Below are 17717 nucleotides of genomic sequence, written 5' to 3' on the forward strand. Positions count from 1 at the left end.
TTTTTTAATGAGTTAAACTTGATTTTCAGGTGCAAATATATTAATTTTTCTGAATATCCAAATTTTTTAACAAAAAAGCCCGGATTATTTTATCCAGGCTTTATATTTTTGAGAGATTAATCTTTTGATCCTAAGCTGTCCATTTCATCATCCATTCCCTTAACTTCATTAGAGTGATATACTCTTTCTGATCCGAGAAAGTAAATGTTATGTCTTGCTTTGGCGATGATTCCGTTATATTCCTGTTCTGTCATCCCTTCAGGAATTGTATCGCGAGGTTTTGATGGTCTGCGATAGACTTCCAACGCACCGTTTTCATTTAAAACAGCTTTGGCCACTTTTGCCCGCTCGAGGTCATCTGTGTACACAATAACGTTGCTTCTTCCTATACTGTGTTTGCGATAGGCCTCCAACATTTCTGCATCGTGAGCAAACACATAGTCGAAAAATCCTTTTGTCTGCTCGTCTTCCTGATAGTGATCAGTCGACATTCCGCTTTCTACTTTTGACTTTGAGATAATAATATCTGCCTCGTTAAAGCCTTTTTCTTTTAAATCTTTTTTAATTTCCTCTGTATCTACAGTCACCGGAAATACTGAAACTACTGTATAAGCCATAATGAAATTTTTCATTAGACTATACAAAAGCCATGCAATTTATCCTTTATAAAAATGTTAATTTAGAAATTTTTCCAGAATTTCCACGGCACATTTAGGAAGATTGGTTCCCGGGCCGAAGATAAAATCTGCACCATTGGCATAAAGGAATTCATAATCCTGCTGAGGAATAACACCTCCTACCACGATCGTTACATCATCTGCTCCGAGCTTCTTCAGTTCTTCCACGACCTGTGGAACAAGTGTTTTATGTCCTGCTGCAAGAGAAGATACTCCAAGGATGTGGATATCGTTTTCTACAGCCTGTTTGGCTACTTCTTCCGGTGTTTGGAATAATGGGGCCACATCAACATCAAATCCCATATCCGCAAATGCAGTAGCTACCACTTTTGCTCCTCTGTCATGCCCGTCCTGGCCCATTTTAGCAACCATAAGTCTTGGGCGGCGGCCTTCTTCTTCTTCAAATTTCTGAGTAAGGTGAAGGGCTTTTTCAAAATATTCGTTTTTCCCTGCGTTCATGGCATATACTCCAGAGATGGTTTTAATATTGGCTTTATATCTTCCGAAGGTTTCTTCCATGGCATCGCTCATTTCACCAAGAGTAACTCTTCTTCTGGCTGCTTCTATGCATAATGCAAGAAGGTTTCCTTTTCCGGTTTTTGCACTTTCGCGGATATCATTCAGAATTTGTGTAACAGCTTCAGGATTTCTTTCTGCTTTTATTTTTTCCAGTCTTTCAATCTGCTTTCTGCGAACTTCTGTGTTATCAATATCCAGGATTTCAATACCATCCTGTTTCAATGCTGTTCTGAATGAGTTGACTCCGATGATAAACTCTTCCCCACTATCAATTTTAGCCTGCTTTTTAGCAGCCGCTTCTTCGATCCTCATTTTTGGAATTCCGGCTTCGATGGCTTTGGTCATTCCTCCTTCCTGTTCAACCTCATCGATGTATTTCATGGCTTCTTCGATCATCTGCTGGGTAAGGCTTTCTACAAGGTTACTTCCGCCCATAGCATCTACTACATCGCAAATCCCACTTTCCTGCTGAAGAATAATTTGGGTATTTCTTGCAATTTTTGCTGAATAATCAGTCGGAAGGGCAATGGCCTCATCAAGGGCATTGGTATGCATCGACTGGGTTCCACCTAAAGCAGAAGAAAGGGCTTCGATGGCCGTTCTTGTAATATTGTTAAAAGGCTCCTGTTCTGTAAGGGACCATCCTGAGGTCTGTGAATGGGTTCTTAAGGCTAAAGATTTCTGGTTTTGCGGATTGAACTGCTGTAAAAGGGTTGCCCAAATGTATCTCGCGGCACGCATTTTTGCAATTTCCATAAAGTGATTCATTCCGATGGCCCAGAAAAATGATAGCCTCGGGGCAAAATCATCAACATTCATTCCTGCTTTAATTCCTGTTCTTACATATTCCAGACCGTCTGCAAGGGTATAAGCCATTTCCAGCACCGGAGTGGCTCCGGCTTCCTGCATGTGGTATCCTGAAATAGAAATTGAGTTGAATTTCGGGATGTTCTGGGCTGTATATTCAAAGATGTCTGCAATGATTTTCATGGAAGGAGCCGGCGGATAAATGTAGGTATTCCTTACCATAAATTCCTTCAAAATATCATTCTGAATGGTTCCGGAAAGAAGCTCCTGCTTTACGCCCTGCTCTTCTGCGGCAACGATATAAAAAGACAAAATAGGAAGTACGGCACCATTCATGGTCATGGATACCGAGATCTGGTCCAATGGAATCTCATTGAAGAGGATTTTCATGTCTTCCACAGAATCAATAGCTACCCCTGCTTTACCAACGTCTCCAACTACTCTCGAATGATCGGAATCATATCCTCTGTGGGTAGCAAGATCGAAAGCTACGGAAAGTCCTTTCTGTCCTGCGGCAAGGTTTCTCCTGTAAAATGCATTGGATTCTTCTGCTGTGGAGAATCCGGCATATTGCCTAATCGTCCACGGTTTTTGTACATACATGGTGGAATACGGCCCTCTGAGGTAAGGAGCAATTCCCGGAGAAGTCTGTGTTAAGGATTCATTCTTAACATCTTTTGGGGTATAAGATGATTTTAACTCCAGACCGTCTTTTTCAAAATTATAGACTTCTCTTTCCTGAGGCTCTACATTAAAATCCGGTTTTTTCACAGAAATTGTCTTTCGCATTCCAATATTTTTTGTCTGCGTAAAGTTAATTTTTTTGAACGAAACATGAAACTTATGTTAATTCACAGTTTTACTGAATTTTAACGTATAAAAAAGACCGGACAATTGCCCGGTCTTTTTTATTGATATACTTATTTCTTATTTTTTGATAAGTTTAGTATTGTAAGTGTTTTTGTCATCTTTAATTGTGATGACGTACACTCCTTTTACCAGCTGTGCCACATTAATTCTCTGACCATCAATCTGACCTTGCTGAACGATTCTACCGTCTGCACTGTAAATGCTGTAATCTGCTTTTCCTTTCAGGTTTTTAATTTCTACGAAAGTATCTGCAGGATTTGGATAAATAGATATTTCTGATGTTTTTACCGTGTTTACATCATTTACCGCCAATCCGCTTGTGATTTTCACAGAAAGGTCCATGACGCTTCCTGCCTGGTTGGTATTTCCGCAAGCATTATTTAATGCGCCATTGAAGTTTCCGGCCACTCTCATTCTCAGAAGTTTATCTCCGCTGTATGCTGTTGTGGGAACGGTAAATGTTGCTGTCTCCGTTCTAGTTCCTGTTGCAGAGGCAGAAGTCATTACTTTTTCTGTTGCTTCAAAAATCCCGTTTCTGTTATAATCGATCCAGGCATTTACGGTAAACGGATACTGAGCATAGCTGGAAGAGCTTCCTGCCAATACAGAAATGGTATATTGAGTTCCTTTTGTAAGGTTCACAACCTGTGCCGGGTTCTCACTCACATCCTTGTATGATCTGAAAGTTCCGTCGGTATAGTTAACATTGGAAAGCTGAACACGTGCAATAGTTCCTAACTGATTGATTCCTGTAGTCAGCAAGCAATAATCTATCCCGGTTTTTAATCCTTTTGTTTTAAAGGTATAATTGGTGGAGAAAGCTCCCGGTACACTGTTTACAACCGCTGCAACCTGTACTTCAAAATTGGTTTCGTCTTCCAAACCAGTCAGAACTACAGAATTCACCATACTTGTTGTATTGGACCAGTTGGTATCGCCTACTTTTCTATAATTTACAGAATAGGTAGCAGCTCCCGGAACACTGTTCCAGGAAACTCTTGCAGTGGTTTTGAAGACTTCCGTATCTATCGCGGAAACTCCTGTTGGTGCTGCTGATGTAGATGTTGGCGCAGCCCCTACATTAAGTGCCGGAGAAACAGCGTAGAATATATTCCCGATTGCTGATATTCTTAATTTAACAGCTCCTGTTAAACTTGCCGGCAGCTGACCTGTGTAGCTCCCCGTATTTGGTACTGAAGCAGCCAGATCTGTCCAGGTAACTCCGTTATCTGTGGTATAATCTATTTTAACATTAGCCACATTGTAAGGAGCGGCTGTAGTATTGGCTACATCCCACTGTATTGTGTTTGAGGCATTGTTATATAAAACCGAGGAAGTGGTAAGACCGTTAAATTTAAACGGACCGTCATTTCCTACCACTACTGTAGTTTCCAGGGAGGAAACCATTGGTCTTAAAGGGTTTGCATCTCTTAATGTTACTGCATATTTTAAAGTTCTTGGGATATAACTTACAGTTTCCCAGTTTGTTTTATCGGTAAGTTTTCCGTCCATTACTGCAGCAAAGCTTGGGAAATATCTTCTTCCACCCACTGTTCCAAAATATGATCTTGCTATGCTTCCTTCGGTATTGTATCCCCAGCCGCTGTCTCCTGAAATGGTATTGTTGGCTCCAACACTGTCATACTGCTCCCAAGTATAGGTAAACGGATCTCCCTGTGCATCTGTTGCAGAAGCATCCAGATAATAAGCTGTTCCTTTCGGGATATTTCTTGAGGTAAGCGGTGAAATTACCGGGGCTGTATTGGTTGTAATATCTGCAGATGTTCCGCAGGTTGTTTTTGAATCAAGACTTGTTAATATCTGATTGATTGAGGAATAGTGGAAGTAGGCATCAGAATTCATCTGTACATTATCTCCCGTAATTCCTGCATATGCCATGATGGTAGTTCCTCCTCCGGGTTCTATATTTACTCCGGAATTTTCTGATGAATGGGAGAATGTATGGTTTCCACCAAGCTGGTGTCCCATTTCGTGGGCTACATAATCAATATCAAACAAGTCTCCTACCGGATTGGTATTTTGGGTGAATGCTGATCCTTTTGCCAGGTTGGTAGAACTTGTAGGATCCTTACATGTAGATCCGATAGAACCGGCATTTCCGTTTCCTCCAGCTGCATTAAATACGTGTCCCATATCGTAATTGGCATTCCCAACCACAGAGGTCAGGGTCTGCTGCAGATTAAGGTTCAGGTTTCCAGTGTAAGGATCTGAGGTAGGATCTGTATATATGATCGCCGGGATATCCTGAATAATGGCTTTAATCCCGAACTCCTTTTCAAATACACCGTTCACACGGGTCATGGTGGCATTCATCTGGATTACTGTATTGGTAGTTCCTCCGGCCGGATCGAATTTTTTGGTGTATTCTCCTGTGGTGGAAAGGGCAAGCCTGTATGTTCTGTATTTTGTAATGGAAGGCCTGCTGGTAATTCCTACGTTAGAAAGATTATTTCTCCCATGGATTTCCAGTGATTTAATATCTTTAGCATTCTTCTCTTCCGTAGTACACTCAAAGCCATTATCGCTTGCTGTTCTTTTGGTTTTATAGAAAACTCCATAGGTCTGTTTGTCTGTAGTGATCGGCTCTATGAACTGAAATACTCCGTTTTTGATGATCATGGACTGTATTTCGGTAGGAGCAGTACTGAATCTTACATATTTGGAAGGGTCATCAATCCCCACCCCTACATATGATCCTAGCTGATAACGGTCTGCCATAGATTTTTCTACAACAGGATCGCTGTATACAGCAAATTTTTCAATTTTTCCTTCTGCTGTAGGAAGAGAAATAATTACAGGTTTTGCATCTTTACCTGTTTCTACCGCATCTTTTAGAATATTTCTAAGTGATGCCAAATCTACTCTATAAGAGTACTGAACTTCAACTTCTTTCCTGATTTGGGAAGTTTTCTGGGATGCAGGTTCCCACCTTTGTGCATAAACAGACGCCAGACCGGCAGAAAGTGCACAAACCAGTAAAATTTTCTTTTTCATAATTACAGTGATTTCGAAAGATTATTAAGCATTTTTACAAAAATAGAAATTAAAACACAAATATTAACATTAAAAAAGTTTATTTGATGTTAAAATATCAAATTAAAATTGGAATATATAAAATATGGACGGTACACAGGAGGATATTAAATAAAAAAGACCGGGCAAATACCCGGTCTCATTTATGGCAATACTTACTTATTATTTTTTGATAAGCTTAGTATTGTATGTATTATTATCATCTTTAATAGTGATCACATAGACTCCTTTATTCAAGCTAGCTACGTTAATGATCTGATCATTAAGATCTCCACTTTGAACCAATCTTCCGTCTGCGCTGTAGATTTTGTAATCTGCTTTTCCTTTAAGGTTTCTAACGCCTACAAAAGTATCGGCAGGATTTGGATAAATCTCAACTTCAGATTTTGTCGCTTTAGTTTCTTCTACCGCAAGCGCGCTTCCGAAAATTTTCACAGAGAAATCCATTACGCTTCCTGCGCCACTCGGGATAGTTCCATTAGTACCGCAAGCATTATTTAATGCTGTAGAATAGTTAGATGCCACTCTCATACCAACCACTCTGTTTCCAACGACAGCTGAAGCCGGAACCGTAAAGTTACCTGCCACATTTCCTACTCCTACACCACCTGAAACCTGGCTGTAGTTGGTTGCAGGGCTTGTGTATACTTTTTCTGTTGATTCATATACTCCGTTTCTGTTATAATCAATCCACACATTATAAGTCATAGGAGCTCCCTGGGTATAAAGTCCGAAAATAGTGATAGGATAAGAGTTTCCTCTGATAAGGTTAATCACTTTTGCCGGGTCTTCACTTACATCTTTGTATGATCTGATATTTGTATCGATATGATTCACATTGGAAAGCTGTACTCTTGCAATGTTTCCTACTCCATTGTAACCTGTATTTAAGATACAGTAATTAACTCCTGTTGCCAGTGGTTTTGTTTTGAAAACATAGTTGGAAGAGAAAGCTCCCGGTACGCTGTTTACAACAGCTGCTACCTGTACATCGTAAGGCATTTCGTCTTCAAGACTGCTTAATAAGATTGAATTGGTTGTACTTGTCGCATTAGTCCATGTAGAAGTTCCTGTTTTTCTGTAATTTACAGAATAAGAAGCTGCTCCCGGCACACTGTTCCACGATACAATTGCAGAATTTTTAAGTACATCTGCTGCTGTAGTAGATACTCCTGTTGGTGCTGCTGTAGTAGAAGTAGGTGCAGCTCCTATTGTTACTGCAGGAGATACTGCATAGAATATATTGTTGATAGCAGATATTCTTAATTTAACAGTCCCCGTTAAGCTTCCCGGCATCTGTGCAGTATAGGTACCTGTGTTTGGCGTAGAAGCTACCAATTCTGTCCAGGTCGTCCCGTTGTCAGCTGTATAGTCTATTTTTACGTTCGCAACATTATAAGGAGCTGTATTTGTATTGGCTACGGCCCACTTAATTGTGTTGGATGCATTGTTATATAAAGTTGTAGAAGCCGTAAGACCGTTAAATTTAAATGGTCCGTCATTTCCTACATTTACTGTTGTTTCCAAAGATGAAAGCATTGGTCTCTGTGCGTTTTCATCTCTTACGGTTACTGCATAATGCAATAATCTTGGAACATAAGAAACAGTTTCCCAGCTAGGTTTTGTGTTATTTGGAAGGCTTGCTTTATTGGTCAGAATTCCGTCCATAACCAAAGGTAAACTTGGGAAGTATCTTCTTCCGCTTGTGGTTCCGAAATAAGATCTTGTTAATGCTCCCTGTGTATTGTAGCCCCATCCCGCATCTCCGGAAATGGTAGCATCATCGTCTACACTGTCATACTGTTCCCATGTATATTTTACAGGATCGGTATCTGTTGCTGTAGCCTCTAAATAATAGGCTGTTCCTTTAGGAATGCTGTATGCTGTAAGCGGAGAAATAACAGGTGCTGTATTGGTTGTAATGTTTTGCGAAACACCACAAGTTGTCTTCGCATCAAGGTTATTAAGAATCTGGTTAACAGAAGCATAATGAAAATAAGCATCAGAGCTCATCTGTACATTATCTCCTGTAATTCCGGCATACCCCATAATTGTAGTACCTCCTCCCGGCTCTATGTTTACACCTGAACCTTCTGTGTTGTTAGAGAATGTATGGTTCCCTCCTAACTGGTGTCCTAATTCGTGGGCCACATAATCGATATCAAAAGAGTCTCCTGATGGAATTCCATTGGCAGGAGAAGTAAATCCAGAACCTTTGTAAGCTACCGGAGATCCCTGATTCAATGTCATATCATCACTACAGATACATCCGATACATCCGGCGTTACCACCTCCTCCATCGGCACCAAATAAATGTCCGATATCAAAATTGGCTTCTCCTACGTTATTATGAAGAGTATTCATCAATTCTGCATTCCATGCTCCGTCACCTACACCCACATCTGAGTCTGAATAAGGATCCGTAGCAGCATCGATATAAATAACATTCTGATAATCCTGAACAAGAAGTTTAATCCCGAAATCTTTTTCGAAGACTCCATTTACACGAGTCATTGTATTATTCATTGCTATTATTGCAGGAGCTTTTTTCTGAGCATCCGTTGCTGTAGCAGGTACTCCGGCTTGAGCCATGAAATATTGTGTGTATTCTGCTGTAACAGACATCGCCAATTTATAGGTTCTGTATTTTGTACTTGCAGGTCTGCTTGTAATTCCTACATTAGAAAGCTTTTTTTTACCGTTCTCTTTAAGGAACTGGATATCTTTGCTATTCTTTTCGTTGGTTCCGCACTCGAATCCCTGCTCGCTGCTTGTTCTTTTTGTCTTATAGAACACTCCGTAAGTCTGCTTATCTGTAGTGATCGGCTCGATGAACTGGAATACTCCGTCCTTGATGATCATAGACTGCATTTCTGTAGGAGATGTACTGAATCTTAAATATTTAGAAGGGTCGTCCACACCTACTCCTACATATGATCCTAGCTGATATCTGTCTGCCATAGACTTTTCCATCACCGGATTGCTGTATACCGCAAATTTTTCAATTTTCCCTTCTACTGTAGGAAGAGAAATAATAACAGGTTTGGCATCTTTCCCGGTTTCTACTGCATCTTTTAAAATGCTTCTAAGTGATGCCAGATCTACCCGGTAAGAGTATTTTACATCCACTTCTTTTCTGATTTGGGATGTTCTCTGCGATGCAGGCTCCCATCTCTGTGCATTAAAACTGGCAACACCAGCAGCTAATGCACAAACTAGTAAAATTCTTTTTTTCATAATGATCTACAAGAATAGAATTAATAAATTTTAAATATCCATAGCAAAAATAACAATTTAACACATAACGCCATTAAAAAAAATAACTAATTTCAATGATATCAACTCTTTTTTTTATTTTTTATTATTAATTCACTTTTTATTTATTCTCATTTCATATAAAGAAAACAGTAGAAGATTCATATTTTTTAGGCTATTTGTTTAATTGACTTCATTTTTTCCAATTTTAATAAAATTGGGCAATTCCCGAAGAAATTTCTCTTAAAAAATGAATAAACCGCAGTGATAATCAGGAAAAAAAGCTCTGACAACCAGCACTTTATTTTTTAAACTGATCATTTTTTAATTCAATGATAAACGGGTTATTTTAATATCTTTCAGTGGTTCTTTTTTTAATACTTTTGTATAAAAACACCTTTAATGAATAATATTTATAAAATATTAATCCCAACCTTATTTTTTATTAGCATTCATCTCTATTCGCAAGTTTCGGAGAAGGACCGTATAAAAAATCATTTAAAAATCCGTCCCATACAAAATGCTGAAGCTATCAATCCGGATTCTGCCCTGGTTTTGGCTCAAAAACTACTTCCTTCCTTAAAAAATGATCCAAGAACAAGATCGAATCTTTATATCGAAATGGCCCAATGCTATACTTTGCTGGGTAAAAAAGAGCAGGCTTTTTCCAATACATTAAAAGCAAAAGAAGCTGCATTGCTAACTAATAATGAAGAACTTAAAGCCAGATCCACTCTTTTATTAGCATATCAGTATGGTGAAAATAATATTCTTACAAAGGCTAAAAAGGAAATCAAGGAAGGATTGATTTATCTTAAAAGCATGCCTGAGGATACAAAACTAAGTACTAAAAGCACCATACAATCGGCATTTCTATGGCAATACGGGGTATTCATGAGACAGGAGAGTAAACTTGACTCATCTGTTTTTTATTTTCATAAGGCTTTGCTACCTCTTTCAAAAGCGAGTAAAAGTGACGAATGGGTAAGAATGTATTATAATATAGCTTACACTGACCTGGCTACCAGCTATTTTCAAAAGAAAAATCCAGATTCTTCAGAATATTATTCACTCAAAGCAATAGAAATTGCCAAAACCACCCCTTTAAATAAGGATGAAATTTTAAAAAACGCCAAACTGAACCTTGCGTTGGTTTATCATCAAAGAAAACAATATCAAAGAGCCATTGATACCTTGAAAAGTGCCGAAAGAGTTATAAAAGGCAATGAAGCTCCATTAAAAGCTCAGCTATATAGCTACCTCGCACAAAATTACAAGGCTACAGATAATTTAAAAAACTATCAAAAGTACAATGATCTTTACCTTGCCGTTAAAGATTCTCTTTCAGGAGAAGAAAAAAAAGTACTTAATAAAACTCTACAGATTCTGGAAAACGATAGCCGTAATGAATCCAAAGAAAATGAATCCAGCCTCAAAATACTTCTTTTCATTCTTTTAGCTTGCCTTGTTGCTTTCGTTTCGTTTGTTTTTTATTTTCAGAAAAAGAGAAAGAAAGAGAAGTTATTTTACCAGAATTATATTAAAACCCTTGAAGAAAAAAACCTACAAGTGAAAATGGAGGAAGAAAAAGTTATTAAAAAGACCAACTCTTCCATGGAAATTACTGAAGAAACTGAAAAACAAATTGTTATAAAACTTGATAAGTTTGAAAATTCTGCCAGATATCTTAACCCAAATCTCAGCTTGTCTTCATTAGCGTCTGATCTTAAAACAAACACACGCTATCTATCAGAAATTATCAGTCGTCATAAAGGTAAGAATTTCAATACTTATGTTAATGATTTGAGAATAGAATATATCTGCAAAAGCATTCTGGAAGATCCTAAATTTCGGAAGTATAAAATAAGTGCATTGGCGTCAATTTCAGGATTTTCATCTGCTGAAAACTTTTCTAAGATTTTTAAAAAAACAACCGGGATTTCTCCTTCTGTTTTCATTGAAAATGCTAACAATGAAAATAAAAACACAGCATAACAAAACCTAAAATAACAGACTGAAAATAAATAACTTAAGTATAAAATTCAATCTGTAAAATTCCGAATATGTTAGAAGTATTGGTGTGCTTTCATAAGTAATAAGGATATTTTTGTCTCGAAAATTATCTTAAAAAAACATTTATGAAAAAAACATTATTTCTAATCGGAATTTTAAATTTCACTTTTTTCAATGCCCAAGTTGGAATAAATACAAGTGCCCCCAAAGCGACTTTTGACATTACAGGGGTACCTTCGGATAATACCAAAACTGATGGTCTAATTGCTCCACGCCTTACCGGTAATGAGCTCAAAGCAAAAGATGCCCTATATACTGCTGGACAAACAGGAGCTATTATTTATGCCACAGCTCCGGCCAGTCCCAGTACGCCCAAAACGGTTAACGTAATAACAGCAGGATATTATTATTTTACAGGCACTGTATGGATAGGATTGGCAGAAACGTCCAATGAGAGTGGAAATTATATAGAACCATGGTATGATGTAGCTACTAATAAACCTGCTACCAAAAACACACAGGATATTTACCAGATGGGTAAAATAGGAATAGGAACAAGCCTACCCATTACCAAGTTAGATGTACGCGGTTCTATTCGCGGAGGAATACCCAATGCAGAAGAAATAAGCGGGACTTCTCCTATTGGAAGTAATTCTATTATCGTAGGGAATAATAATAAGGTATCAGGAGGAAGAAGTGCTGCTTTCGGTGATAATAATAGTATAACCGGGATCAATTCTATTGCAACAGGTAATTCAAATATAGTTACATCCGATTATAATGCTGTTTTTGGTATGCAAAATGATATTGCCGGAAGCCGCAATTTGATAGGTGGGTATCAAAATATCATATCCGGAAGTGCTACTTCATTTAACTTTATTTCAGGACTTAAAAATATCATATCACCGATTGCCGGAATAACAAATTCTGTCGGAAATATAGTAGGAGGAAATGCAAACGAGATTCAGAATGATTATTCAATAGTAAACGGATCTCAAAATAAAGTGTACGGAGATTATAGCATCGTTAACGGAGGTACAAATTCAACAGATCAAACTTCCTCAAACGTTTTCGCTCTCGGATATCAGAATGTAGCAACCAACTCTTCGTACATAGGCTTATTTGGGAATAATAACACTGTAGCTAATGCAAATTATACATTCATTAGCGGTGCAAGAAATCAGGTGAGTTCTCCTACCTCTTTTGTTTCCGGAGCGGATAATATAGTAAGCGCCGACGCATCATACGCTACCGTTTTTGGGCTTAATAATACTATTGGCGGAAGTGGTACCAGCAATTATGCTACTTCTATCGGGACTAGAAATACTTCTAAAGGGCATGTTTCCACAACAATAGGTGCAGATTTAACGGCTAATTCTTTTTCGGAAATTGTTTTTGGACGATGGAACGAAATTACCTCTACCTCTAACCCCATAAGCTGGATAGGAACAGATCCTATTCTGCAAGTGGGTATTGGGAACGGCGTTACCTCCAAGAAAAATGCATTAACGATATATAAAGACGGAAAAGTACAGATAAATCAATTGAAAGGTACAGGAAATGCCTATGCATGCCTGGATTCTGAAGGAAATCTATTCAGAAGCACTACCCCATGTGCCCCATAAACAATGATTATAAAAACACATGATAAGTACTATTGCCACATAAGATTTTATGTGGCACTTTTTCCTTAAAGTAAATTTCAATTCTTCAAAATTAAATCGACAATGAATTTTAAAAATATACATATTGGATCCCTGATTCATAAACAAGTTGCAGATTGCGGATTAGAAATGTCTCGGATCTGTAACTTTTTCAAGCTGTCCGAAAAAGAAATAGAAGCAATCTACCTTTCCGGAAGCATTAATACTGAATTTTTATTGAAATGGAGTAAATTATTGAAATATGATTTTTTCAGAATATATTCCCAACATTTGCTTTTATATTCTTCTTTAAAGAGTCAAAAAGTTTATCCGAAGAATAATATAAAACCCCATTCGATGCAATTCAGAAAAAGCCTTTATACTAAGGAACTTATAGATTTCATCCTGGAACTTGTTGCTTCAGGAGAAAAAAGCAAAAAACAAATTATCGAAGAATACAAAATTCCTAAAACCACATTATATAAATGGATAAAAAAATATCAACCATAAGGACGGAGCTTCCAAATTACATCAAAATATATGCTGATCTTATCATGATGAAGCATCCTAACAAGATGAAGGATTGTCAGTATTTTCTTTCCAAAAAAAATCTGACCTCTATAGATGTTATTAAACTGAATGAAATTATTTTTGGTAAAGCTCCCGCTAATCAAAAATATCGTTCTTATGATCTTTCCACCATAACATCTATCCTTGAGCACCAGAAAAGAAATGGGATCAATAATACAGAGTTATCCCGCCATTATAATGTAAGCAGAAATACTATAAAAAAATGGAAAGAAACATATAATATCAAATAGAGGCAGAGCTATTTTTAATTGTTTTGCAAAATAATGGAAACAGATCATCAACTCAAAAACAAAATAACAACAAGCTTATTATCAGTAAATTAACTCACATTTCCATCATGTGAAATTCCGAATTTTACAGATAGTAATCTTTTTTTCAGCTTAATAACCAACTATTTTTGCCAAAAAAACAGAGACAGATGAGAAAATATTTTTTACCTTGCCTTATTCTATTTATGGCTGATATGTCTGCACAAGTAGGCACTGGAAATGTAGGAATCAATACTGCAACTCCTGAAAAAACATTGGACGTAAACGGAGATTTCAGATCTTCAAAAACGGATTCTTCCACCAACACTCAATATTTACTGGAGACCAACAGTACATTATATCCGGGATACAATCTTGCGGGAAATCTCAATCCTACAGATGGAACAGGGAGCTTATTTATACAGACTAAAAATATTTCCTCTTTTAGTACGGCTACCTCAGACGGTTCATCAGGTTTTGGCTCAATGAGTATGCCAGGATTTAACATAGCCATGCTTACAAGTTCAAGTGGAAATGCGAATTCAAGTATATTAGCAGATCCGAGTGGCTTTAGCATGAGCTCACAGGATACCTCAACAGGAACGTCTACCTCTTTTACTGTTCCCAATACTACCTCTATGGGGCCTTATTTTATATACAGTGATACTACAGGAACAATTACCGGTAATTATTTTCTTCCAAGAAATTACGGATTAAGAGGGCAGGTGCTAGTAACTCATGGAAAGCCAAGTGCTGCCGGAAATGGCGGACTGGTCAATGATCTCGTATGGAGGGATGTTGCAGATCTTATTGTTCTGAAATCTCCCGGAGGAAATTGTTATAAGATAACCGTAACCGATGCCGGAGTTCTGGGAACAACCCCTGATTCTGACTGCATGGTAGACCCATATAATCCTACAACTTATTCTACTACTTCAAGAATGGCTGCCGGAAATACAAATACATCAGCAGATCCCAACAAAATGATTGAAGAACAGAAAAAGCAGATTGAAGAAATGCAAAAACAAATGAAAGAGATCAAAAGTAAACTGATCCAAAAGAACACTAAAAACACAAAGTAAAATATATTATAAAAGTTCCGGCCGCTCTTCGAGCGGCCGGAACTTTTATTTAACATTCAATTATTTCAGTTTTGTTATTCCCATTTCATAAAGGGCAAAAGAAATAAGATCTGCATTTTCACTGATCACCTGATCGGTTGCTCTTCCTGCTCCATGGCCGGCATTTTTCTCAATTCTCAGTAAAATCGGGTTTTTACAGCTTTGCTTATCCTGAAGCTCTGCCCCGAATTTGAAAGAATGTGCAGGAACCACTCTGTCATCATGATCACTTGTAATGATCATTGTGGAAGGGTAACATGTTCCTTTTTTCACATTGTGGACCGGGGAATAGGATTTAAGGTATTCAAACATTTCTTTACTGTCTTCTGCTGTTCCGTAGTCATATGACCATCCTGCTCCCGCTGTAAATTTATTGTATCTCAGCATATCCAGAACTCCTACACCCGGGAAAGCTACTCTTGCAAGGTCAGGACGCATGGTCATGGTGGCTCCTACAAGAAGTCCGCCGTTCGATCTTCCGGATAATGCCATATATTCTTTTGAAGTATAACCTTTGCTCTGTAAATATTCTCCTGCTGCAATGAAGTCTTCAAAAACGTTTTTCTTTTGCGTTTTTGTTCCGGCATCATGCCATTTTTTACCATATTCACCACCTCCGCGGATATTCGGTACAGCATAGATTCCCCCGTTCTCCATCCAGATGGCATTAACCACAGAGAATGAAGGCTGAAGGCTGATGTTGAACCCTCCGTAAGAATAGAGAATCGTAGGATTTTTACCATCCAGCTTTGTTCCTTTTTTATAGTTGATCATCATAGGGATTTTGGTCCCGTCTTTTGACGTATAAAAAACCTGCTCAGAAACGTAATCTTCAGGATTGAACTTCACTTTTGGCTTTTGATAAATTTCAGATTTCCCGGAATCTGCATTAAATTTATACGTTGTCCCCGGTGTAATATAGTTGCTGAAAGAGAAATAAAGTTCTTTTTCCTCTTCTTTTCCTTCAAAACCACTTACATTTCCTTTTCCCGGAAGAGCAATTTCCCTGATCAGTTTTCCTGTTTTGTCAAACTGTTTGACCTGATCAATGGCATCAACCATATAAGTAGCAAAGAAATATCCGCCTCCTGTAGATATTCCCAATACATTTTCCGTCTGAGGAATAACGTCTTTCCAGGTTTCCGGTGAAGGATTTGTGATGCTGGTTTTTACAAGGCGCATATTCGGGGCATCCTTATCGGTAAAGATGAAAAGATCATCGCCCTGAGTATCTACAATGCTGGCATTAATATCAAATCCTTTATTGATCTGTACAAAATCACCTCCCTTCTTTAAATCTTTGATATACAATTCATTTCCATTGGTTGCATTAGCAGCAGAAATAATCAGATATCTCTGGTCTTCGGAAACTCCGGCTCCAAGATACCTTCTCGGTGTCTGATCTCCTCCGAAAATTAATTTATCCTCAGACTGCTTGGTTCCCAATTTATGAAAATACACTTTGTGCTTGTCGGTCATTCCTGAAAGTACGGTTCCTTCTTTTGGCTTGTCATAGCTCGAATAATAGAATCCTTCATCGCCCTGCCATGAAATTCCGCTGAATTTTACATCTACCAGGGTTTCATCGATCTGTTTTTTGGTAATAGCATCGATGATAATGATCTTATTCCAATCGCTTCCACCTTCAGAAATAGAATAAGCTGCAAGGTTTCCTTTTTTGTTGAATGACAGATTGGAAAGTGAAGTAGTCCCTTTTTCTGAAAATTTATTCGGATCTAAAAATATTTCCGTTGCCTTGGTCTTATTATTTGTTCTGTATAAAATGGATTGTGCCTGAAGACCGTCATTTTTATAATAATAGGTGTAATCTCCTTCTTTAAATGGCGCTGAAATTTTCTCATAATTCCAGATTTCTGTCAGCTGATTTTTAATTTCACTTCTGAACGGGATTTTCGAAAGATAATTCTGGCTGAATGCCACCTCATCATCTACCCATTTTTTGGTAGCCTGGGAATCAGTTTCAAGGTCTCTGAATGGGTCTGCTACAGCATTACCAAAATAAGTATCGGTCTGATTTCCTTTTACGGCTTTAGGATAATTCATTTTTTGAGAGTAAAAAGTTGCTGAAAACAAGACTCCAGCGGTTAATAAGATAGGCTTAAAATTCATAATCAAGGGTTTTCTCAAAAATACACAAAGTATATGGAATAAAAAAAGCCCTGAAACCAGAGCCTATATTTAATTTTTTTAAGATCATTATTTAGATCCGAAGCTTTCAAAATAAAAATCGGTCAGTCCTGAAACAATTTCATCAGGGCTTCCATTCCAATAGTATGTTTTTCCGCCTTCATTAAGTTGGTATAACCTGAATTTTTGCTCCGTTTCTACAGTTTTATCTGCATTTTTAAAATCCTGTACACTCTGAACTAGATATTTCTTAAGATCTTCCGGCTTAACTTTCTGGATTTCTCCGGCCGGTACATCGGGAAGTTTTGCAGGAACTTTGAAGTTTACAGTATAGGTAACCTCTGCAATTTTCTGGTCTTCAATATATTCATTCTGGACAATTTTTACCTCTTTAACAGCAAGCTTACCGTTTTTAAAATTTTCCATCATAGCCGTAAAATACTCTTCGGCTTCTTTTCTGCAGGCATCTGCCGTGGACTTGGAAAAAGCAGAAAGAAAATTATCCGTACTTTCTTTCATCATCTCCTGGGAAACGGTTTTAAAATCTACCTGATAGGCATTCTCTCCCTCCACAGTAGGCTTTAGATAATCATTCAGCTTAGAAAGTGCAGCATTGTCATTTTTCACAAAGGTTCCGAAGTACATTTCAAAAACTTCCGAAGGTTTTTTCACTTCTGTCTGTGCCAGCAGGTTTTGGCTGAATAATGCCAGCATCAGTAATACAATGATTTTAAGATTCTTCATATTAATTATATCTAGTGTTGGTTTAAT

At 37.8% G+C, this 17717-nt stretch carries 11 protein-coding genes; 5 read left to right on the forward strand and 6 right to left on the reverse strand.

Annotated elements, in window-relative coordinates; genetic code table 11:
- Positions 1–116: 116 nt before the first annotated feature.
- The 4 genes from ACM40_RS00710 to ACM40_RS00725 form a co-directional block, all read right to left on the reverse strand.
- On the reverse strand, positions 117–617 hold the full coding sequence (locus tag ACM40_RS00710) for a hypothetical protein (protein ID WP_131705315.1): 501 nt from the start codon (positions 615–617) through the stop codon (positions 117–119).
- A 57-nt stretch (positions 618–674) separates the two neighbouring features.
- On the reverse strand, positions 675–2792 hold the full coding sequence (gene scpA / locus ACM40_RS00715; protein ID WP_048500960.1) for a methylmalonyl-CoA mutase: 2118 nt from the start codon (positions 2790–2792) through the stop codon (positions 675–677).
- A gap of 138 nt (positions 2793–2930) precedes the next feature.
- On the reverse strand, positions 2931–5888 hold the full coding sequence (locus ACM40_RS00720; RefSeq protein WP_048500961.1) for a reprolysin-like metallopeptidase: 2958 nt from the start codon (positions 5886–5888) through the stop codon (positions 2931–2933).
- A 201-nt stretch (positions 5889–6089) separates the two neighbouring features.
- Positions 6090–9164, reverse strand: coding sequence for a reprolysin-like metallopeptidase (locus ACM40_RS00725; RefSeq protein ID WP_048500962.1), 3075 nt, complete (start codon positions 9162–9164; stop codon positions 6090–6092).
- 420 nt (positions 9165–9584) lie between these two features.
- Here ACM40_RS00725 and ACM40_RS00730 point away from each other — a divergent pair, with 420 nt between their 5' ends.
- The 5 genes from ACM40_RS00730 (at position 9585) to ACM40_RS00750 (ending at position 14759) form a co-directional block, all read left to right on the forward strand.
- Positions 9585–11177: an AraC family transcriptional regulator gene (locus ACM40_RS00730; protein ID WP_048500963.1), complete on the forward strand. Its 1593-nt coding sequence runs from the start codon at positions 9585–9587 to the stop codon at positions 11175–11177.
- Between the two features lie 143 nt (positions 11178–11320).
- Complete coding sequence (locus ACM40_RS00735; RefSeq protein ID WP_048500964.1) at positions 11321–12820, forward strand: hypothetical protein; 1500 nt, start codon at positions 11321–11323, stop codon at positions 12818–12820.
- Positions 12821–12922: 102 nt separating this feature from the next.
- Positions 12923–13348 carry a helix-turn-helix domain-containing protein gene (locus tag ACM40_RS00740; protein ID WP_048500965.1) on the forward strand — a complete coding sequence of 142 codons (426 nt, stop codon included), beginning with the start codon at positions 12923–12925 and terminating at the stop codon, positions 13346–13348.
- Positions 13324–13659, forward strand: coding sequence for a hypothetical protein (locus ACM40_RS00745; RefSeq protein ID WP_048501675.1), 336 nt, complete (start codon positions 13324–13326; stop codon positions 13657–13659). Before ACM40_RS00740 ends, ACM40_RS00745 begins: the two co-directional genes overlap by 25 nt.
- A 188-nt stretch (positions 13660–13847) precedes the next feature.
- A complete protein-coding gene (locus ACM40_RS00750; RefSeq protein WP_131705316.1) occupies positions 13848–14759 on the forward strand; it encodes a hypothetical protein in 912 nt (303 codons plus the stop codon).
- Positions 14760–14819: 60 nt separating this feature from the next.
- Here ACM40_RS00750 and ACM40_RS00755 read toward each other — a convergent pair whose 3' ends face one another.
- Complete coding sequence (locus tag ACM40_RS00755; protein ID WP_048500967.1) at positions 14820–16928, reverse strand: prolyl oligopeptidase family serine peptidase; 2109 nt, start codon at positions 16926–16928, stop codon at positions 14820–14822.
- Positions 16929–17015: 87 nt separating this feature from the next.
- Positions 17016–17690 carry a hypothetical protein gene (locus ACM40_RS00760; protein WP_048500968.1) on the reverse strand — a complete coding sequence of 225 codons (675 nt, stop codon included), beginning with the start codon at positions 17688–17690 and terminating at the stop codon, positions 17016–17018.
- Between the last annotated feature and the right edge of the window lie 27 nt (positions 17691–17717).

It is taken from the genome of Chryseobacterium sp. BLS98 (assembly GCF_001045445.1).
Taxonomy (GTDB): domain Bacteria; phylum Bacteroidota; class Bacteroidia; order Flavobacteriales; family Weeksellaceae; genus Chryseobacterium.

Bases quoted from the DNA above. Each gene is read 5' to 3' on its own strand.
- ACM40_RS00710 (WP_131705315.1), bottom strand. From the start codon at position 617: ATGGCTTATACAGTAGTTTCAGTATTTCCGGTGACTGTAGATACAGAG.
- scpA (WP_048500960.1), bottom strand. From the start codon at position 2,792: ATGCGAAAGACAATTTCTGTGAAAAAACCGGATTTTAATGTAGAGCCT.
- ACM40_RS00720 (WP_048500961.1), bottom strand. From the start codon at position 5,888: ATGAAAAAGAAAATTTTACTGGTTTGTGCACTTTCTGCCGGTCTGGCG.
- ACM40_RS00725 (WP_048500962.1), bottom strand. From the start codon at position 9,164: ATGAAAAAAAGAATTTTACTAGTTTGTGCATTAGCTGCTGGTGTTGCC.
- ACM40_RS00730 (WP_048500963.1), top strand. From the start codon at position 9,585: ATGAATAATATTTATAAAATATTAATCCCAACCTTATTTTTTATTAGC.
- ACM40_RS00735 (WP_048500964.1), top strand. From the start codon at position 11,321: ATGAAAAAAACATTATTTCTAATCGGAATTTTAAATTTCACTTTTTTC.
- ACM40_RS00740 (WP_048500965.1), top strand. From the start codon at position 12,923: ATGAATTTTAAAAATATACATATTGGATCCCTGATTCATAAACAAGTT.
- ACM40_RS00745 (WP_048501675.1), top strand. From the start codon at position 13,324: ATGGATAAAAAAATATCAACCATAAGGACGGAGCTTCCAAATTACATC.
- ACM40_RS00750 (WP_131705316.1), top strand. From the start codon at position 13,848: ATGAGAAAATATTTTTTACCTTGCCTTATTCTATTTATGGCTGATATG.
- ACM40_RS00755 (WP_048500967.1), bottom strand. From the start codon at position 16,928: ATGAATTTTAAGCCTATCTTATTAACCGCTGGAGTCTTGTTTTCAGCA.
- ACM40_RS00760 (WP_048500968.1), bottom strand. From the start codon at position 17,690: ATGAAGAATCTTAAAATCATTGTATTACTGATGCTGGCATTATTCAGC.